The organism is Zobellella sp. An-6, from assembly GCF_052487945.1.
Genome location: NZ_CP199259.1, coordinates 3,420,999 through 3,440,722, shown reverse-complemented (window position 1 = coordinate 3,440,722; position 19,724 = coordinate 3,420,999). Strand labels below are relative to the sequence as shown.

Sequence of the window (19,724 nt, the reverse complement as noted above, 5' to 3'; positions counted from 1 at the left end):
GAACACAGTGGCAGGGCCCCGAAGAGGGCCCTGGTGCAGGAGGAAAACCAATGAATGCATTAGTGGCGACAGAGCCCAAGGTCGACGGCGAGGCCCAGTACCTGACCTTCGTGTTGGGAGGCGAGATGTTCGCCATGGACATCCTCGGCATCAAGGAGATCATCGAGTATGGCAACCTTACCACGGTACCCATGATGCCCGCCTTCGTGCGCGGCGTCATCAACCTGAGGGGGGCCGTGGTGCCGGTGGTGGATCTGGCGGTGCGCTTCGGCCGGCCGTCCACCCCGGTCAACAAGCGCAGCTGCATCGTCATCCTAGAAGTCCATGGCGAGGAGGGCGTGCAGGACATCGGCGTGCTGGTGGACGCGGTGTCGGCGGTGCTCAGCATAGCGGCGGCCGACATCGAGCCGGCCCCGAGCTTCGGGGGCGGCATCCGGGCGGATTTCATCGGCGGCATGGCCAAGGTGGACGGCCGTTTCGTGATAGTGCTCAGCGTCGAGCGGGTGCTGTCGGTGGAGGAGATGGCGCAGCTGTCCCAGGCCGGCGACGGCCGGGCCCCGGTCAGGGAGGGAGAATTCGTCCAGTAATCATCACCCCACATGGCTCGGCACTGCCAACACCCAAACCAATAACAATAACGGCGGGCACGCTCCCGGAGGGCGCCGCCCGGCACGGCCCGACGCCGTGCCCGGGAAGCGGCGCCGTCGTTCCGGCGGAGAGCCCCGGCGGCACAAGGAAACCCTATGTTTCAATTACGGATAAAAACCCTGTTCATGGGCCTGACCCTCGCCTCGCTCGGCATGCTGCTGCTGACCCTGGCGGCGGTCAACCGCTATCAGGCGGCGGTGGAGCGGGTGGCCGAGGCCAAGGATCGGCAGTACCAGTCCTACCTGCTGGCCGATGAGCTGCGGCAAAGTTCGGACGATCTGACCCGTTTGGCCCGGACCTATGTGGTCACCGGCGACAGCCGCTTCGAGCAGCAGTACTGGCAGGTGGTGGCCATCCGCAACGGCGAACAACCCAGGCCGGAGGCCTACCACCGGATTTACTGGGACTTTGTGGCGGCGGGAGACGCCAGGCCCCGGCCGGACACCCCGGCGGTGCCGCTCGCCGAGCTGATGCGCCGGGCCGGCTTCACCGAGCAGGAATTCGACCTGCTGGCCGACGCCAACGCCAAGTCCGCCGCCCTGGTGGAGACGGAGGCGGTGGCCATGCAGGCGGTGAAGGATCATGCCGGCGGCGCCCTCGGGGCGGTGAGCCCCGAGCAGGCCCGGCGGATGCTGCACGATGCGGCCTACCACCGGGAAAAGGCCAATATCCAGCGCTCCATCGACGACTTCTTCGTGCTGATGGAAAACCGCACCGCCAGCCTGGTGGCGACGGCCCTGGCCGACAAGGACAGGGCCTTTTCCTGGGTGCTGAGCAGCATGGCCGGTACCTTGCTGGTACTGGGGCTGGTGCTCTGGTTCGTGTACCGCCGCCTGGCCGGCTCCCTGGCCGTGGCGGTGCAGGCGGCCGAGCGGCTGGCGGAGGGGGATCTGAGCCGGCCCATCCGGATCCGCTCCCGGGACGAGGTGGGCCTGCTGCTGGCGGCCATGGGCCGGATGCAGGACCGGCTGACCCGGATCATCGGCGAGGTGCGCGGCGCCGCCGACAACCTGGCCAGCGCCGCCGAGGAGGTGAGCGCCACCGCCCAGTCCATGAGCCAGGCGGCCAGCGAGCAGGCGGCGGGGGTGGAAGAGACCGGCGCCTCCATCGAGCAGATGAGTGCCAGCATCAACCAGAACACCGACAACGCCCGGATCACCGACGGCATGGCCAGCAAGGCGGCGCGGGAGGCGGCCGAGGGCGGCGAGGCGGTGCAGCAGACGGTGGCGGCGATGCAGCAGATAGCCCAGCGCATCGGCATCATCGACGACATCGCCTACCAGACCAACCTGCTGGCGCTGAACGCGGCCATCGAGGCGGCGCGGGCCGGGGAGCACGGCAAGGGCTTCGCGGTGGTGGCGACCGAGGTGCGCAAGCTGGCGGAACGCAGCCAGGTGGCGGCCCGGGAGATCGGGGAGCTGTCCGACGGCAGCGTGGCCCTGGCGGAGAAGGCGGGGCGGCTGCTGGAGGAGATGGTGCCGGCCATCGGCAAGACCTCGGATCTGGTGCAGGAGATCAGCGCGGCCTCGAGCGAACAGGCCACGGGGGCGGCGCAGATCAACACCGCCATGAGCCAGCTGAGCCAGGTGACCCAGCAGAACGCGGCCAGCAGCGAGGAGCTGGCGGCGACGGCGGAGGAGATGAGCAGCCAGGCGGAGCAGCTGCAGCAGGCGATGGGCTTCTTCACCCTGGCCGCCGCCACCGGTACGCCGGTCGCGGCCGGGCGAAGAGCGGGCGCCTTCGATGACAAGGCCGAGCCCGGTTTCGTTTGATTCCGGGCCGAGGGAGCTTGACCCATGCAGATACCGTCGTTGCAGGATGAGGAGTTCCAGCTGTTCCGGCGCTGGCTGTACCGCAGCGCCGGGATCAACCTGTCCCCCGGCAAGAAGGCGCTGGTGGCGGGGCGGCTGGGCAAGCGGCTGCGCCACCACGGCCTGGGCAGCTACGGCGACTACTTCCGGCTGATCATGGCGGAGCGGAGCGGGGGCGAGCTGCAGACGGCGCTGGACCTGCTGACCACCAACGAAACCTATTTCTTCCGGGAGCCCCGGCACTTCGACTTTCTGCGCCAGCAGGTGCTGCCCGCGCTCGGCAGGGGCCGCGCGGTTAGGCTGTGGAGCGCGGCCTGCTCGTCCGGGGAAGAGCCCTACAGCCTGGCCATGACCCTGGCCGAGGCGCTGGGGGCCGGGCCCTGGGAGCTCGTCGCCTCCGACATCAGCAGCCGGGTGCTGGCGCAGGCCGGACGCGGCCAGTATCCCCTGAGCCGGGCGCAACACATCGATACCCGCCTGCTGCACAAATACTGCCTGAAAGGGGTGGGGGAGCAGGAGGGCAGTTTCCTGGTCGAGCGGCGGCTGCGGCAGCGGATCCGCTTTATGCAGATCAACCTCAACCAGCGCCTGCCCGAGATCGGCGATTTCGATGTTATCTTCCTGCGCAACGTGATGATCTACTTCGATCTCGACACCAAACGCCAGGTGGTGGAGCGGCTCCTGCCCCGGCTGAGGCCGGGCGGCTACTTTATCGTCAGCCATGCGGAGAGCCTGAACGGGGTGTCCGAGGCGCTCCGGCTGGTGCAGCCGTCCATCTACCGCAAGCCATGACAGCGGGCGAGGTCGAGGAGGTGCTACTGCAGCCCGGCCAGTTCCATTTCGGCGGCCCGGCCACCCGCATCCGCACCCTGCTCGGCTCCTGCGTCGCCATGGTGTTGTGGCACCCCCGCCGGCGGATCGGGGGCATGTGCCACTACCTGCTGCCGGCGGGGGGCCGGGAGGGAAGCCGGCCCGACGGCCGTTACGGCGAGGACGCCATGGCCCTGTTCCGGGCGGCGGCCCGGCAGTACGGCACCGGGCTGGAGGAGTATCAGTGCAAGCTGTTCGGCGGTGGCAACATGTTCGGCGCGCCGGCGCCCGCCCGCCTCGACGTGGCCCGGCAGAACGTGGCGGCGGCCCTCCGGCTGGTGCGCGAGCACCGCCTGCGGCTGGTGGCCCAGAGCCTGGGCCGCAGCGGCCACCGCAAGGTGGTGTTCGAGGTGTGGAGCGGGGTGGTCTGGGTGAGCCACAGTCCCCTGAAGGGAGCGGAGGAACAAGGATAAGATGAAAAAAATCAAGGTATTGCTGGTAGACGACTCGGCGGTGATGCGCCAGGTGCTGGTGGCGCTGCTGGAGCGGGAGCCGGACATGCAGGTGCTGGGCACGGCCTCGGATCCGCTCTTCGCCCTGGACAAGATGGCGCGGGACTGGCCCGACGTGATAGTGCTGGATGTGGAGATGCCGCGCATGGACGGCATCACCTTCCTGAAGAAGATCATGGCCGAGCGGCCCACCCCGGTGGTGATCTGCTCGTCCCTGACCGAGCAGGGGGCCGAAACCACGTTGCAGGCCCTGGCCGCCGGCGCCGTGGAGATCATCACCAAGCCCAGGGTGGGGCTGAAGCAGTTTCTGCAGGACTCGTCCGCCGCCCTGGTCGGGGCGGTGCGCGCCGCGGCCCAGGCCAGGGTCGGCCGGCTGACGGCGCGCGCCCCCTTGCCGGTGCCGCCCAGGCTGGGGGCGGATGCCATGGCGGAGCCGCCGGGCAGCCAGGCCATGGTGCAGACCACGGAGCGCATCGTGGCCATCGGCACCTCCACCGGCGGCACCCAGGCTCTGGAGCGGGTGCTGACGGCGCTGCCCCGGGTGTGCCCGGGGCTGGTGATAGTGCAGCACATGCCGGAGAAGTTCACCGCCTCGTTCGCCGCCCGCCTGAACCAGCTGTGCCGGCTGGAGGTGCGGGAAGCCCGCCACCAGGACCGGGTGCTGCCGGGGCTGGCGCTGATCGCCCCCGGCGGCCGGCACATGCAGCTCAGGCGCAGCGGCGCCTACTACCAGGTGGAGGTGCTGGACGGACCGCCGGTGAACCGGCACAAGCCCTCGGTGGACGTGCTGTTCCGCTCGGTGGCCAAGTTTGCCGGTAAAAACGCCACCGGCATCATCATGACCGGCATGGGCGACGATGGCGCCCGGGGACTGAAGGAGATGGCCCAGGCCGGGGCCGAGACCCTGGCCCAGGACGAGGCCTCCTGCGTGGTGTTCGGCATGCCCAGGGAGGCCATCGCCCTGGGGGCGGTGGAGCGGGTGGTGTCGCTCGAGCGGATACCGGCGGAGATCATGCGCCACGCGGCCCGGCGCTAGGGGCCGGCCTTGTCCGGCGGCGGGCGCTGTGGCTTAATGCCCTTCCGTTTCGCAGATCCCGGCCCCGTTATGACCCTTTCCCCCTACGCCGCCTACCTCGCCGCCCTGGACGCGGGCTTTAAGGACGATGCCGCCCAGCGCCGGGCCGCCGAATGGCTGGAGCAGTGCCAGCGCCGGCTGCATGCCGGCGAGCGGGATATCGGCGGCGTTTACCTGTGGGGGCCGGTGGGGCGGGGCAAGACCTGGCTGATGGACCTGTTCCATCGCGGCCTGTCGGTGCCGGCCCGGCGCCTGCACTTTCATCACTTTATGCGCTGGGTGCACCGGCGGCTGTTCCAGCTGACCGGCACCGAGGATCCGCTGGCGCAACTGGCGGCGGAGCTGGCCGCCGAGGTGAGGGTGCTGTGCCTGGACGAGCTGTTCGTGAGCGACATCGGCGACGCCATGCTGCTCGGCCGCCTGCTGCAACAGCTGTTCGCCGAAGGGCTGGTGCTGGTGACCACCTCCAACCAGCCGCCCGAAGGGCTCTACGCCGAGGGCTTCAACCGGGATCGCTTCCTGCCGGCGGTGGCGGCCATGGCAGAGCGGATGCGGGTGGTGGCGGTGGACGGCGGCGAGGATCACCGGCTGCACCCGGGGGCGCCCAGGCAACGCTACTGGGTGAACGACCCCCAGGCCCTGGCGACCCTGTTCGCCGAGCTGGCGCCGGCGGGCGGCGGCCGCGACTCCTTGCCGCTGGGCCACCGGCAGATAGCGGTGCAGGGGCGGAGCGAGGCCGTGCTCTGGTGCCGCTATGCGGACCTGTGCGAACAGCCGCTGGCGGCGCCGGACTTTATCGAGCTGTGCGACCGCTTCCGCCATATCCTGCTGGGCGGGGTGCCCCGCCTGAGCGGCGGCCGGCGGCAAGGCGCCATTGCCCGCGGCACCGAGGACGGCGCGACCCAGGTCGCCGCCGGCGAGCGCCAACTGCCGCCCCTGTCCCGCCAGGACGACGGCGCGCGCCGCTTTATCGCCCTGGTGGACGAATGCTACGACAGGGGCATACCACTCTGGCTGGAGGCCGAAGTGCCGCCGGAGGAACTTTACCGGGACGGCGCCCTGGCCTTTCCCTTCCGCCGCACCCTGAGCCGGCTGCGGGAAATGCAGCTGGCCCGGTTCGGGGGCTGAGGCCGGTTGGGCCGCCGGCAGTGGCGGCTGGCATCGCCGGCCAAGGCTCATGGCGCGGCTCAACGACACCGGGAAAACACAGGAAGCGTTGAACAACGCCTGCCTGAAAGCCCGGGGCTTATATGCATTGCGTGATGGAGGGAGCAGGCTTCACCATGCCAAGTGAAACGCCCCGTGGGACCTGCATGCCGGTGTTGTGGGGGCAGCACGTGCGATGTACTTCGTCGTCTTGTTTTGGGAGCTCACTCCATCTCTCCTTCATCCGGATCTTCGTCACCGATGGTTCCGACAAACAGCAGTTCCTCCCGGGTTTGGTCATCCGAGAAACGAATATCCCAGCGCTTCTCCATGAATTTCAGCAACCGAATCCCTCGCTCGCGTATCTCATCGGGACCCCAGTCCTCACAATGGGATACCTCGATTTCTGAGTGCGAGCCGTCCGCATAGCCGTTGCGGAGCTTGGTGCCATCGTTGTTGTACTTGGGCTTCTTCTTTTCAGCGAAGGCGTCGTTCTGCAGCGAAGAGTTGATTGCAGAGGAGAGAAGCAATAAGTTCCCGAGGCTATTCCGATACGCATCTCGATCTCGCTTACGAATGCTTTTGAAGGCCGGATTCCATAACTCCGTCTCGGATTGCGGATAAATATGCTCTATGGAGATTTTGTCTTTCGGCGTCTTGAGCAAATCCGTCCAGTCGACCTTCTTCTGCCGGCTGTTGGATAGCAGTCCCAATTCGTACTCGTAGAGAAAATACCGCAATCCGGGCCAGCCATAGTAGCCTAAGCCGTTCTCGAATCTCTTCTTTAACAACAGATAAAAATCGTCTGTCGCAAAATGGCCCATGTCCGTGAACGTAAAGCTCATCCGATTCCGCAGGCGTTCCTGCAGCTCCGTCAGATCCATGTCGCCACGGTCGATTGCGCGGACAGCATTACTGAATTCTGAGCTGCGATAATTTGAACGGGTTTGGGTCAGCCGGAACACGACGAATAAAAACCGCTCGATCTCCTTGAAGATGCCGATACGCTGGTTGGGATCATCACATTTCTTCAGAATTGCCATCAGTAACGGGCGGAAATATGCCATGCCCAGCCGATTTAGGCGCTGAATCCACTCGATCTCTTCCCGTGTCAGGCCGCTAGACATGTCTGGGTAGAATGTGCGGAACCAGTGAACCGAAGATGCCTTAAGGCTCTTGACGTAGTCGCGAATCTCACTCGGGCTCAACTCGGCCACTATCATCGACTCGACTGTATCGACCTCGTCCAGCCCATTCTCGTCGTCCGCTTCCAGATCCGCCTCTGATGTTTGTTCCTCGGCATCCTCCAGTTCCACCAGCTGGACGATCTTCCGGTGAATGCGCTGCGGTGTGAACTGCTCCTCTAGCAGGAACTTGATGTAGTCTCGCCCTGTTTGCCGCGAGAACTTGAAGTACATCATCCAGTGAGCCCTTAGAAAGTCGTCATCATTGAGCGGCTTTGACTTATTGCGCCCCAACTGGAAGTAGACCTCTTTCCAGGCATCGTTGATTAGGTCTCTGAGATCTCGGCGTTCTGCGGGGTCCAGTTCCGCATCTGTATATAGGGTTGTGAGGTAGATCAATCGGTTCTTGAGCAGTTCCAAGTCCGACAGCGTCTTGCCGCGGTTGTTCATCGTCTCGAAGGCGACAAACACGTCGAACTCGTCCTTGATAATGTACTCGTTGAACAGGAATCGCTTGGTCAGCGTGCGGTACAAGTTCTGAAGGCCATTGATCCCTTCCTCCTCGTGATATGCCCGGAGCTGCTCTTTGAAGTACCGTTTTCCATTGCTGAGGTTCAGCGTGTAGAACGTCTCAAGCACCGTGCCGCTGCCGTCTTCGCCTAGAATGCGGTAGCGCATATACTCGTAACTGGGATTGTCGACCGTGTAGCCGAACTTGTAGGTGCGAAACGCGTTGCTAGCCGGTTTCACCTCGAAAAGGAATTTTCTTTCGACAGCGGCGATGCTGAGTGTGTCGGTCAGGTAGATCGCGTCGTCCGCCAGCCCTTTGTTCTCTGGCAAGCCCCGGAGCAACTCGATGAAGACTTGCAGAAACAGCGTAAAGGTTGTCAGCCGCTGTTGACCATCGACGATGTGGTACAGCTTGTACGAATGATCGTCGACCAGCCAAAACTCCTTGTCTTTCTCCTGAATGTCGGTGGACGGAATCTCCTTCAGAGTCAGTACGCCGGTGTAGTGGGAGCGCCCAACGGGCAGGTTGATCAGATCTTCCCAGAAGGCGTCCAATTGCTCGCGGCCCCAGGCGTACCCGCGCTGGTAGTCGGGGATACGAAACAGCTTTTCCTTGAACAGGCTGTCTAGTGGTTTTGGTTCGTCCATCTCAATTCTCTGTTGATTAGAGTTGCTTGACGAGCAGCGGCTTCTCTAAGTAGTTGCATTTATCGAGGTGTGTCCGTGAAAGTGGGTGAGGTCCACAGGCCACTGTAGCCCTGTTTTAGCGATCTTTCTCGTTGCGTGTTCCTTTCACTTTATTTGCGATAGGAGCTTGGGGTTTTTGATGAGATTTCTTACACCATGCGCATGATCTTCATTGAATACATTGCCTTTGCACCATTCGCCTACCGTTGCGATGTTGACCTTGGCGACCTTAGGGCGAACGCTCCACGTTACCTGAAATGGAGAGCCCTGTTCGTTGTAACCTGGGCCAGTTGTAGAGCCACGGTACTGAATAGGTTTGCCTGTGTTGCCAGGAATGTTTAGTGCCTGCTGAAAGCCATCTTTCTCGCCGTATGCTGTTAGTTCACCAAAATCCAGTGCGTCAGAGTCATTCACAAGAACATATACTTGTGCTTCCACGCGCAGTTGAGGGTTTTTGATTTCTTCGCTAAGGCATGCACCTAAGGTTGGACCCGGTAGAATTTGGGCAGATGAGTGAACGTAGTGAATCTCAATGGTGTCGCCAGGATGCAGGCTGCCATGTTCACTCGGGCAAACCTCCTGATCAATCGGTGCCAACTCAGAACTACTCAGTTTTCCAGAATAAGTGAATCCAGTGAGATAACCGTGGCCATCACCATCGCCCGCGTATTTCGTGAATTCCCCGCCCCGGTGTTCCGCATTTTTATGAAAGTGAATATTGCAAAGATTCATCTGGGTGTAAGCCGGCGCGGTCCCGAATGCAACAGTGTTGCTGCCAGTGGCTGAATCAATATCGCGTGGTGATTGAGGACCAAAACCTTTTCCTTCGGTGTTTTTCGCGAGGTTTGAACGTTGCTGCTCAATCAATGCTTCGGGAACGCCGCCAGAATAGCTATCCTTAGCAAGAACATTGAAATGTACGGCCGTTGCCGCAGCCAGGGAAAAAAGCATTCTTGCTTTCATGGTTTCACTCCTGATGGTGGTATATTTCGTTGAGAAATAGATGGTGTTTAGTATTGGTTTTATTAACTTGATGCTCAAAGCAACGGCAAGTTACTCTTAAATGCATTATTGTATTCTTATTTCGCGAACTTTAATGCTCGTGCTGGCAACTCTACTGGAATGTTTATCTATTTGGTAACCGTCATCTTTATTTAGCCAGAGTTTACTCTGATAAACCGCTGCGGTTTCAGGATCAAAAATGAAGCATCCACTGCTGCAAGGAATATAAACAACCCAATGAAAATTACCATTAGATTCCAAATTAACACCTAATAATGATGCAGTAGATGACAAGTCTAGATCGTCAAAAGTGGTCACAAATGATTCAATTCCATAATGGCTTAGCAGTTTAACTAATTGCTCTGGTTGTGTCCTAAAGACACGTTTCCTAGCCGACCAACAAAGAAGATCTGATGCTTTTCTTTTAACTGCTTGATAATCAAGCTCTAGCATTGCAGAGAGACATGCTAGACCACAGCCTGTTGTATCTTCCTGTTCGTTATACGCATAACTTACCTACAAAATATAACGATCAGCGTAACCGGCGCCCAACTGAGCGCAGCGCAGTTGGGCGTCCGAATTGACACTGTGGTTAGGCCGATTCCGCACGATCGCCTCCTTCCGATACATCGGGTCTGCCACTGACGGAGATCATTGTCCATGTGCCATCCTGCTTGAGATAGACCTCACTCCATCTGCCAGTGACGTTGATAGGCTCCGCGCCTTGAGGAACGACCATAGCGGAGTAGGAATAGTGAACGATGCCGACTTTCCCCTCATAAACTTGAACACTCAGAGGATGGAGTTCGTACTCACGCAATTCAGGAGAATCACCGGATATCGAGAGAACTGCTGCATCTCGGTCATGCGGAAGCAAGGCGGTCATATCCCAGCCTACATATTCAGGATGGAGTGTGGAGCGGATTCGGCCCTCATCTCTTCTCTGCGCTAATACCCAGAGGTCAGTCACGTGTTCCCACAGTTCGCGTTGTTCTTGGGAAAAGTCGACAATGGGCAGTTGAACCGTCATGTTCTCACCTCTCTAGGTTATTAACCTGGTGGCAGTTTACATCTGCCAGGACAGCCCCGAAAGCCGCATGGTTACTGGGCTGAGGACTGATCGAAATTGCCGCCGGGTTAATATCTAAATAACTGTTCCGAATGGTAGATCACTGCCGGCAGCGACGGGGTTCCGCTAAGCAGACCCTCTGCGCCAGGGATGGCGCGGCGGAGCCCCCAGGGATGGGTTTACGGCGTGTCTGCGTGCGGGACCCGGTCGGTGTAGCACTATTAGGATCACTTATTTAGGTGTGTCCGTGAAAGCGGGTGAGATCCACGCCGCAATCACGCGCTTGTTGCTTGGTTATGCTGTACTGGACGGTCACTTACCAGTCGCCCATACAGTGCCGAGTCAGAGACGATGCCGTTGACTTCCCAGCGCTGCCTTAGCAGACCCTCTCGGGAAAACCCTAGTTTCTCTAGCGCTTTCGCTGAAGATTGGTTGTCTGGGTCGATCTCTGCTTCAATTCGCCGAAGTCCTAATGAATTGAATCCGTACTGAATCAACGCCTCTCCCGCCTCGCGAATGTAACCCCTTCCCCAACAAGAACGACCCAAACCAAAGCCGATCTCGGCACGTTTTGATTCTTTGTCGTAGCTAAACAACATACACTTTCCAGCCAGCTCGCCTGTAGACTTCAGATACACGCCGAGTACAAGCGACTCTTGACGCTGCATCGCACCGTTAGCCTCATTAATGAAGTCAAGAGAGTCCTGAATTGTTGCCCAAGGTGCAGTATTCCAATACCGCATGACCTCAGGATCAGAGAAAATTTCGAACAGGCTATCCGAGTCATTAATTGATAAAGGCTTAAGTGATAATCGCTCGGTTTCAATAATTGGGAAAAATAACTCTTTCGACATTCAGTCCTCCATTTTTGCGTATAAAGCCGCATTCACCGGTTTGTCCGGTACAATACTTTATTAGGCTCACACTCATTGCTTTGACGAATTTCCTTTGCGAAATTAAGCAGAAATGACTTAATTTGTGACTCATGCTCAGGCAAACGTAGCAGCGCTTCAATTTCTTTCGGAGACTTGCCGATGAGGGGTATACGCAAAAACAGATGTTCAAGAAAATTGTTGCTTACTGTCGAAAGAACCAGCCTGAGCGAAACCAGCATATCATCTCCCCGAGGGGATGCATGTGCCAAAGCGATGGGTTTTCCGATAATTTCGAAACGAGAAACCATCCAGTCGATAGCATTTTTTAGGCCACCAGGAATGGATCTGACATATTCAGGGCTTGAGATAAGTATACCGTCGCAGGTAGAGACCATCTCTATGAATTCTTGCACCTCTGTTGGCGTCGCTTCTCCTTCAGAGTCAGGCGAGAAAACTGGCAACGCATTTAGTCTGTGGAAAATCAACAATTCAGTGCCTGTAGGAGTAAGGTTTTTCATCACTCTTAGCAAAGCAGTATTTGTGGACGCTTCGCGTGTACTACCCGAGATGGCTAGTATTTTCAAGTTATCCTCCTTGCAGCCGCCTAACACTCTACTCACCGGGAAATAGCAAGCGCCAGCAAATTATTTTTCCGGTGCAGTAACTTGCGAAGTTTCGGCATCCCATACTTCAAATTTATTGTCACGTACGACAATTGCTTGAGTGTTGCTAATTGGACAAAGATCTATTTCCCCTTCATAACTAGAGATGATGCTCTCAACTGACTCTTTGAATGGAAAGTTTGTATGATGAGGAACCGGATAAAAATCAATCATGTCTAATGATGAAAACGTACCAATGTTCGGCGCGGCAGTGAAATCATCCATGTCTTTTACATACTCAATATTGCATGAAAGCACAATGGAGCCGGCAGACTCTCCAATATATATTTTTCCTGAGTTTATGTGTTCTGATATTATTTTATCTGCACCTGTTCTTTTCAGCTCTTGAAGCAAAAAGAAAGTGTTGCCGCCAGTAACATAGATGTAATCATTTTTTTGAATCGTGCTTTCTATTTCTTCTTTTGTTGCCGTTGAAATTTCAAGCTCGTCAACAATTAGCCCGCGTTTCTCAAGGGCCTTTTTTCCAGCATCTACATAAAACTTCACCTCTTCGACAAGGCTCGCCGTTGGTATGAATGTAACAGTTTTTCCTGCACATTTTTCCTCGGCGAACTTCACGAATAAATCTGCTACATCCACGAAAGATGAAGCTAAAAACATCTTTTTCACTAAATCTCCTTACTGCCCGAGTACTTCGGGAATTCAGATAATAAGTGCAACACTCATGGGTGAACGGCGGGAGGTAGCCAACTGCTGGTAGTGGTATGCTTCTCATCGCCAAAATCAAAGCAGTACTACCATGAGCTACCAACAGTTGACTGAAGGCCAACGATACCAGATTTCCGTGCTCCTTGTAGAAGGACTTTCACACTCCAGGATTGCTCAGCGGGTTGGCGTACATCGCTCGACCATCTCCCGAGAGCTCAGGAGAAACCGCCATCGGGGTGACTATGTGCCGGCGCAGGCACATCAGCAGACATTGATACGACGGGCCAAGGCCAGGAAGTATCAGGTTGATAGCGATACTCAGCAGCTCGTTGAACTGCTGCTGAGCCGGCAATGGAGCCCTGAGCAGATCAGTGCCATCGCCAAGCGCATTGGCAAGGAGGAGCCTTGTCAGACTTGAATACACGAATGCCGCCCGGCAATGACGTGACTCAGCGTCATGACCCGAAGCCAGCCTTTAGCCACGATCTGTTCGAGCGCGTCTTGCAGCGGGCAAACCTGCAAACTGCATGGGCCCGCGTTCGAGCCAACAAGGGGGCGCCGGGTATCGATGGCATGACCATCGAGGCGTTCCCCGCCTGGGCGTGTCGACAGTACTGCTAAAAGTCTCTAAATCAGCAACGTAGATTGTCCCCCCGACCCGCATGACCTTTTCTTGAAGGTGACGAAACCTGAAAGGAAAAGCATCATGCAAAGCCGAGAGGACTTTCACATGATAAAGCAACTTCGTGCTCAGGGGGCACACATTGTGGACATCGCTCACCGGATTGGCTGTTCCGAGCGGACCGTGCGCCGTTACCTGGCCTTGCCGGCACCACCCACCGCTAAACCGCGGACCCCTCGGGGCAGCAAGCTCGATCCCTTCAAGCCGTACATCGATGCGCTGCTGGGCCAGGACATCTGGAATGCAGAGGTCATCCGTCAGTTGCTGCTGGAACGGGGATATGATGGCTGTATCACCCTGATCCGCCGTTACATCCAACCCAGGCGCAGCCTTCGGGCCTGCAAGCAAACGGTGCGCTATGAAACCATTCCGGGAGAGCAGCTCCAGCATGACTGGGGGCAGCTCCGCACCGAAATGGCGGGCCGACTCTGCACGGTCAACTTCGCGGTCAATGTCCTTGGCTATTCCCGCCACTTCCACGTCTGGGCCGGACCCAGCCAGGACGCGGAGCACACCTACGAGTCCCTGGTTCAGGCCTTCCGGTACTTCGGGGGAGTGCCCAACCGTGTGCTGGTCGACAACCAGAAGGCCGCCGTGCTTCGACATGACAGTGGCGGCCGGGTGACCTTCAATCCAGGCTTCCTGGCGCTGGCGAACCATTATGGCTTTACCGCCAGGGCATGCCGGCCACAGCGGCCTCGAACCAAGGGCAAGACCGAACGGATGGTGGGCTATGTGAAGCACCACTTCTTCCAACGCTATCGCCGTTTCGACAGCTACGCTCATCTGAATCAACTGCTGGAGCAGTGGCTGAACAGCTATGCCAGCCAGCGGATACTGCGCCAGTTCCAGCAGTCTCCGGCCCAGCGTTTCGCAGAGGAACGCCACTCACTCAAGCCTCGACCGGCAACGGACTTCGATACCCGTTATTACGACATCCGCCATGTCGGCTGGGATGCCTACATCGACGTGCGTGGCAATCGCTACAGCGTGCCGGCCGAGTGTTGCGGCCAACGGGTGACCATCCGCATCAGCCTGGACGGTGAACTCACCATCTACGATATCCGGGGACAAGAGGTCGCCCGCCACCGGATGAGCGATCGGAAACAGGGTTGGCAAACGGTGGCCGAGCATCACGAACCGCTGTGGCAGGAGGTGATGCCCGTGCAACAGCGGAGCCTGGCCGTGTATGAGGAGGTGCTGAGATGAACCTGGCCCAACTGCTCGACCGGCTCAAGATGGAGCACCTGCAAGCCTCCCTGGACTCCCTGTGTGAACACGCCAGCAAGAAGGAGCTGAACTACCGGGAATTCCTGGAGCAGGCCTTGGCCCAGGAATGGGGTGGCCGTCACCAAAAAGGCCTGGATACGCGCCTCAAGCAGGCCCGCCTCCCTTGGATCAAAACCCTGGAGCAGTTCGACTTCAGCTTCCAGCCGAGCATTGACCGCAAACTGGTGCGGGAACTCTCCGGCCTGGGGTTCGTGGAACGCAATGAGAACGTGATCCTGCTGGGACCACCGGGGGTGGGTAAAACCCACTTGGCGGTCGCCCTTGGCGTCAAGGCCGCCGAAGCAGGCCACCGCGTGCTGTTCATGACATTGGATCGCTTGGTGAGCACCCTGGTCAAAGCCCGGCAGGAAAACCGACTGGACCGGCAACTCCAGCAACTGACTTACCCGAAGGTACTGGTGCTCGACGAGATAGGCTACCTGCCGATGACCCGGGAGGAAGCCAGCCTGTTCTTCCGGTTGATCAATCGGCGCTATGAGCGGGCCAGCACCATCCTGACGTCGAACAAGAGCTTTATGGACTGGGGCGAGGTGTTCGGAGATCAGGTCATCGCCACGGCGATCCTCGACCGACTCCTGCACCACTCAACGACGCTGAACATCAAGGGGGAAAGCTACCGGCTTAAAGACAAACGTAAGGCCGGTCTCGTTCCCGGAACACTCCCACGACAGGAGGATACTGACGATACCGAAGCTCAACAACCGGACACTGAACACTGATGAAAACCGGACAATCTATGTTGATGAAAAGCGGTCAAACTGGGGTGTTGTTGACAGGCCAAATCCGGTCACTGGAAAAGCGGGGTCACCGAACTGGAAACCGGTCGGTATCGACCGTCTCCGGTTCGACGGGTGGAGATCGACAAACCGGATGGCGGCAAACGCCAACTGGGGATCCCCACCGTTATCGACCGCGTGATCCAGCAGGCCATCGCCCAGGTTCTCACGCCCATTTTCGATCCCGGCTTCTCGGAGCACAGCTTTGGATTCCGCCCGGGTCGCAATGGGCAGCAGGCGGTGAAGCAGGTGCAGGGCATCATCAAGGAAGGACGGCGCTTCGCCGTGGATGTTGACCTGTCGACGTTCTTCGACCGGGTCAATCACGACCTACTGATGTCCTGTCTTGGCCGCAAGATCCAGGATAAACGTGTACTGGATCTGATTGGCCGCTACCTGCGAGCCGGAGTTGCCGACAACCAGCGCCATCACGAGAGTCGAGAAGGGGTGCCACAGGGTGGACCACTGTCTCCCCTGCTGGCCAACATCATGCTCGATCCGCTGGACAAAGAGCTGGAGAAACGCGGCCACCGGTTCGCCCGCTATGCCGACGACGTTACCATTCTGGTGAAGAGCCGGCGTGCCGGCGAGCGGGTGCTGCGCAGTATCGGTCACTTCCTGCAACACCGTCTGAAACTGGTGGTCAACCCAACCAAAAGCCGTGTCGTTAACATCACTGAAAGCCAGTTCCTGGGGTTTACCTTCCGGGCCGGACGCATTCAGTGGCACCCAAAAACCCTGCTGAAGTTCAAGCAGCAGGTTCGACGGTTAACGAACCGCAACTGGGGCGTATCGATGCGTTATCGGTTGTTCAACGTCAGCCAGTACCTGCGGGGCTGGATAAACTATTTTGGCATCGCCAACTGCTATCAGCTCTGCGTCGATCTGGATAACTGGATCCGGCGTCGGGTACGGATGGCGTACTGGCGTCAGTGGCGCAAGCCACGTACCAAGGTACGGCAACTGGTGAAACTCGGCGTACGCGTACAGTCGGCGGTGGCGTGTGGCATCACCAGCAAAGGCCCATGGCGCAGTTCAAAGACACCGGGAATACAGGAAGCGCTGAACAACGCCTACCTGAAAGCCAGGGTTTGTATGCGTTGCGTGATGGATGGATCAAGCTTCACCATTCCAAGTGAAACGCCCTGTGCGGACCCGCATGCAGGGTGTTGTGGGGGCTGAGGGGTAGAAACCCTCGGCTACCCGATTAACTCTTTGCCGACAGCATTGTCACGTACTGCCAAATTTCATCTTTAGAGCGGTCTAACTCATTCAATATTTTCTCAATACGTCCTTGGTGCTTCCTCACTGGCTTGTATATAATCTCTCCATTGTCTTTACTGGTCACTAGAAAATCATTTGCAATCATGTGTTGAATGATTTTCCTGAGGCTTTTTTTGTTTACGCCAGCCAAGCCTTTTGTCAGTGTGTGTTCCAAACGACCATTACCAGCTTGCCTGTAAACTTTAATCAATATGGAAACCAGCATAGTTTGTTCATCAGTCAACCCAGATTTTTTTATAGCTGTGAGCGTATCTATTGATTCATAGTTTAATACTTCGCAATTTTCAATCCAAGCTGGAACACCGCCGTTTGAAGAAACACCTAACAGCCTATCAATGCAAGAGTTCTTTATCAAAACACTCTCTGGATCTATTTTTCCGAGGGTTATTGATTCGAAAATTCCGTCCAAAAACTTGATATTCCTAAGATTGGCACGCTCAAAATTTAGGTCCCCGAAATGGGGTTCCACGAATTCGAATCCTTCAAAATCAATCTCATCAATTTCTATTTGATTTAATGCTGACAAAACATCAGAAATAGACACTTTGTTAGGCTTGTTTCTCTGCATTGACTGCTGTGCATATGTTATAAACAAGCTTGTTAGATTTTTCTTTTCTATCTCACGAGACAGAATAGATACACCGAGTTTTCGGAGTGGATTTAACCATTTTAGGTTAGAAAGACTTCGATCTGAAGAACTAATTCTATTAACCAGATCTAATGCTCGCAAACCATCAAGAACAAAGTCGTCGACGAAATTCCTATCCCCGGTCTCAGAACTAACTCTCCCAAGCCCAGGAAGCCGTTGCAGCATCACTATTGATTGCTCATTCGGATAACTTCCAGTAACGTCGAAAAATATATCAACGACCTCTGATTCGGTTATAGGGCCAACATTCTGTGCTCTTTCTCGCGCAAGACTGGCCAGTCTCAATAGGACGTTCTTCACGGTATCAGGATCTAAAATCGGGTGAATTCTGGAATCCCTTTCACACATTGCGTCTATAAAATTATACCAAAACTCTATTTCATCGCCATTTGAAGAATTAAATAAATCAGATATTTTATCATTATCTAGAGAGGCAATTGTTTTTAGGATTAGAGGCTTTCTTGGAAGCCAGCTTGGAAGGTTGACATTTATATCATTTAACTCTAGATACTTATGAAACTCCTCATAACTGAATTCAGTTTTACATCTTGCGATTACGGACTGATCCTCTCTTACCCCCAACGCAGTCATCATTTCTTTGTTACTATTAAAGTAATGTTCTCTTCCCGACACCAAAAAGCCAGCGCCTGAGTTGGATAGTAAGTCTTTTACGCCCTGAAGCGCGTGCCTTCTGATGCTTTCAAGCTTTTTCTTGTCTTCACTCCAAGGCCGGGATCCTAGCTCATCAAACCCATCTAGAAGAAAGCAGATCCTTTTTCCATTAAAAGCCTTTACGACACTATCAGTTTCACTTTCGCCAATACCCAAGTGATTAAAGTGCCGTCTAATTATTTCCACTGAATTCTCAAGGCCCCAAGTTTCTTTAAGATCAATAGCAATAGGGTATAGCAATGTTTCATCAACCCTTCGTGCCAAAATATTGAAAACCTCGCGGAAACAGCGGCTTTTTCCAGTACCATAATCCCCCAAAAGAATTACTTTTTTACCATCTATAATTCGTTGAGCAATTTCCTCGGCATTTGCTTCAGCGGAGTTTATAATTTCATAGCCCACTGGCGTATATACAGCTTCGTCATTTTCGCCTGTAATAGGATCTACAGCACTACCAAAAGTTTTGTTGGATCTAACATGTTTATATGTATCGAAATCGAAGAATTTTTTTCTGAAGTCGGAAAAAGAGAGAACTTCGATGTAGTTTTCTTTTCCAGCGTCCTTCATTCCTTGAGTAGGCTGGAAATCACAAACAATATAAGGTCTCACCATTATATTGTTAGCCATCATCTTTGTTCTTATTACTTGTATTCTTGCAATATCGCCCCTTATTTTATCTAAGGAGTTATTCTCTGTGACCTCTACTACTACCTTTTCAATTTCGCTTAGGGTGAGAACACAGTCAAAATTTACTCCTGCCAATCGATCAGGTTCTGCTTTCCTACTCCAAATATACTGAGCGTATTGTTTTACTTCTTCTTCGAGTTTTTTCCAGCTAGACATTCTTCACCTAAGTAACTGATTACTGATTTTGGAGGAGTTAACGCTGCCAACAGCGGCCGAGCGTAGCGAGGTCCACGCGGTGCTGCTTGGCTTTGTTAGCTTTAATTATTGAATTCCCAATATAGCGCTTTTTAATTCTGTAGCTAATCGCATGACTTCAGATACTTCACCAAATGCCCAAACTACAGTTGCGGTTAAAATTACTGGCTGTATGAGGATGAAAGCGACAACACCAAAAGCTTCAAAAGCGAACTTCGCTTTATTGCCAGAATCCCAGGAGCCTTTTAAATGTGCAATAATATCGAAATCAAATTTTTTTAAGGCAATCACTTCGTAGGTTGTAAGAAGTGATAGCGCCACAACCATTAAAATAAGAACTATTAGTACTTCCATAATGGATCACCTTACACCGATAAGCTGACAATTGTATATTGACCTAGCTCGATAACCCTCATTTACCCAATTCAAGAAATTGCCAATAACGCTATGATTTTACTGAACATTTACCGGAAATCGCGTTTTCTTGAAAGGATAAAACAAGCCTTCTCGATAACCGCTTATTCTGGGCATGAGTGCTTTCGAGAGTTAATCGTAACCTGTTGAATAATAAAAATAATATTTTCTTTTTCTGCTGCCAATCAAGACGTCCGACGAGTGAAAGCGTGCCGGGTCAGTGGTGGCTGCCCATTATAACTGTGTGTAAATACAGTGTTTGTGGTCGTATGGAGCCGCTCGGTTTTATTGAGCCGATCCGGCAAAAGCTCGGATTGCGGCGGTACGGCCACGCTACCGCCCTGATGTTCCAGGCCATCATTCCCTGCCACCACGGTTTCCATACAGAAACCATTCTGTACACTGGACGGGAATG

19 protein-coding genes and 1 pseudogene are annotated in these 19,724 nt (G+C 55.9%); 11 read left to right on the top strand and 9 right to left on the bottom strand.

Annotated features, from left to right (window positions below; genetic code table 11):
• The first annotated feature begins 50 nt into the window (after positions 1-50).
• The 6 genes from ACT7DK_RS16055 to zapE all read left to right on the top strand — a co-directional run bounded on the left by ACT7DK_RS16055 (position 51) and on the right by zapE (position 5,984).
• Positions 51-587, top strand: coding sequence for a chemotaxis protein CheW (locus ACT7DK_RS16055; protein WP_445400900.1), 537 nt, complete (start codon positions 51-53; stop codon positions 585-587).
• Positions 588-743: 156 nt separating this feature from the next.
• Positions 744-2,420 carry a methyl-accepting chemotaxis protein gene (locus ACT7DK_RS16050; protein ID WP_445400898.1) on the top strand — a complete coding sequence of 559 codons (1,677 nt, stop codon included), beginning with the start codon at positions 744-746 and terminating at the stop codon, positions 2,418-2,420.
• 24 nt (positions 2,421-2,444) lie between these two features.
• Complete coding sequence (locus tag ACT7DK_RS16045) at positions 2,445-3,251, top strand: CheR family methyltransferase (protein WP_445400896.1); 807 nt, start codon at positions 2,445-2,447, stop codon at positions 3,249-3,251.
• Positions 3,248-3,742, top strand: coding sequence for a chemotaxis protein CheD (locus ACT7DK_RS16040; protein WP_445400894.1), 495 nt, complete (start codon positions 3,248-3,250; stop codon positions 3,740-3,742). The genes ACT7DK_RS16045 and ACT7DK_RS16040 overlap by 4 nt, the downstream gene beginning before the upstream one ends.
• A gap of 1 nt (position 3,743) precedes the next feature.
• Positions 3,744-4,817, top strand: a complete 1,074-nt coding sequence (locus ACT7DK_RS16035; RefSeq protein ID WP_445400892.1) for a protein-glutamate methylesterase/protein-glutamine glutaminase — start codon at positions 3,744-3,746, stop codon at positions 4,815-4,817.
• A gap of 69 nt (positions 4,818-4,886) precedes the next feature.
• On the top strand, positions 4,887-5,984 hold the full coding sequence (zapE, locus tag ACT7DK_RS16030; protein ID WP_445400890.1) for a cell division protein ZapE: 1,098 nt from the start codon (positions 4,887-4,889) through the stop codon (positions 5,982-5,984).
• Between the two features lie 242 nt (positions 5,985-6,226).
• Here the strand turns inward: zapE and ACT7DK_RS16025 are convergent, their stop codons facing one another.
• From ACT7DK_RS16025 to ACT7DK_RS15995, 7 genes are all read right to left on the bottom strand, one after another.
• Positions 6,227-8,344 carry a GmrSD restriction endonuclease domain-containing protein gene (locus tag ACT7DK_RS16025; RefSeq protein WP_445400888.1) on the bottom strand — a complete coding sequence of 706 codons (2,118 nt, stop codon included), beginning with the start codon at positions 8,342-8,344 and terminating at the stop codon, positions 6,227-6,229.
• A gap of 144 nt (positions 8,345-8,488) precedes the next feature.
• On the bottom strand, positions 8,489-9,346 hold the full coding sequence (locus tag ACT7DK_RS16020) for a delta-class carbonic anhydrase (RefSeq protein WP_445400886.1): 858 nt from the start codon (positions 9,344-9,346) through the stop codon (positions 8,489-8,491).
• Positions 9,347-9,451: 105 nt separating this feature from the next.
• Positions 9,452-9,838: a hypothetical protein gene (locus tag ACT7DK_RS16015; protein WP_445400884.1), complete on the bottom strand. Its 387-nt coding sequence runs from the start codon at positions 9,836-9,838 to the stop codon at positions 9,452-9,454.
• Positions 9,839-9,977: 139 nt separating this feature from the next.
• A complete protein-coding gene (locus ACT7DK_RS16010) occupies positions 9,978-10,415 on the bottom strand; it encodes a nuclear transport factor 2 family protein (protein WP_445400882.1) in 438 nt (145 codons plus the stop codon).
• A 314-nt stretch (positions 10,416-10,729) separates the two neighbouring features.
• A complete protein-coding gene (locus tag ACT7DK_RS16005) occupies positions 10,730-11,308 on the bottom strand; it encodes a GNAT family N-acetyltransferase (RefSeq protein WP_445400880.1) in 579 nt (192 codons plus the stop codon).
• A gap of 32 nt (positions 11,309-11,340) precedes the next feature.
• Entirely contained in the window at positions 11,341-11,913 is a 573-nt protein-coding gene (locus ACT7DK_RS16000) for an NADPH-dependent FMN reductase (protein WP_445400878.1), read from the bottom strand.
• A gap of 60 nt (positions 11,914-11,973) precedes the next feature.
• Positions 11,974-12,612, bottom strand: a complete 639-nt coding sequence (locus tag ACT7DK_RS15995) for a peptidase E (RefSeq protein WP_445402380.1) — start codon at positions 12,610-12,612, stop codon at positions 11,974-11,976.
• Positions 12,613-12,751: 139 nt separating this feature from the next.
• Here ACT7DK_RS15995 and ACT7DK_RS15990 point away from each other — a divergent pair, with 139 nt between their 5' ends.
• The 5 genes and pseudogenes from ACT7DK_RS15990 to ltrA all read left to right on the top strand — a co-directional run.
• Entirely contained in the window at positions 12,752-13,078 is a 327-nt protein-coding gene (locus tag ACT7DK_RS15990) for a transposase (protein WP_445400876.1), read from the top strand.
• Positions 13,066-13,281, top strand: a complete 216-nt coding sequence (locus ACT7DK_RS15985) for a hypothetical protein (protein WP_445400874.1) — start codon at positions 13,066-13,068, stop codon at positions 13,279-13,281. Before ACT7DK_RS15990 ends, ACT7DK_RS15985 begins: the two co-directional genes overlap by 13 nt.
• 85 nt (positions 13,282-13,366) lie before the next feature.
• On the top strand, positions 13,367-14,551 hold the full coding sequence (gene istA, locus ACT7DK_RS15980) for an IS21 family transposase (RefSeq protein WP_445400872.1): 1,185 nt from the start codon (positions 13,367-13,369) through the stop codon (positions 14,549-14,551).
• Complete coding sequence (gene istB / locus ACT7DK_RS15975; protein ID WP_096778974.1) at positions 14,548-15,351, top strand: IS21-like element helper ATPase IstB; 804 nt, start codon at positions 14,548-14,550, stop codon at positions 15,349-15,351. Before istA ends, istB begins: the two co-directional genes overlap by 4 nt.
• Positions 15,352-15,429: 78 nt before the next feature.
• Positions 15,430-16,590: pseudogene (ltrA, locus tag ACT7DK_RS15970) on the top strand (group II intron reverse transcriptase/maturase); the annotation flags it as partial.
• 25 nt (positions 16,591-16,615) lie between these two features.
• Here ltrA and ACT7DK_RS15965 read toward each other — a convergent pair.
• Positions 16,616-18,856, bottom strand: a complete 2,241-nt coding sequence (locus tag ACT7DK_RS15965) for a hypothetical protein (RefSeq protein ID WP_445400870.1) — start codon at positions 18,854-18,856, stop codon at positions 16,616-16,618.
• A 105-nt stretch (positions 18,857-18,961) separates the two neighbouring features.
• Positions 18,962-19,249 (bottom strand): hypothetical protein, encoded by a 288-nt coding sequence (locus tag ACT7DK_RS15960; protein ID WP_445400868.1) that lies wholly within the window; start codon positions 19,247-19,249, stop codon positions 18,962-18,964.
• Positions 19,250-19,724: the final 475 nt, after the last annotated feature.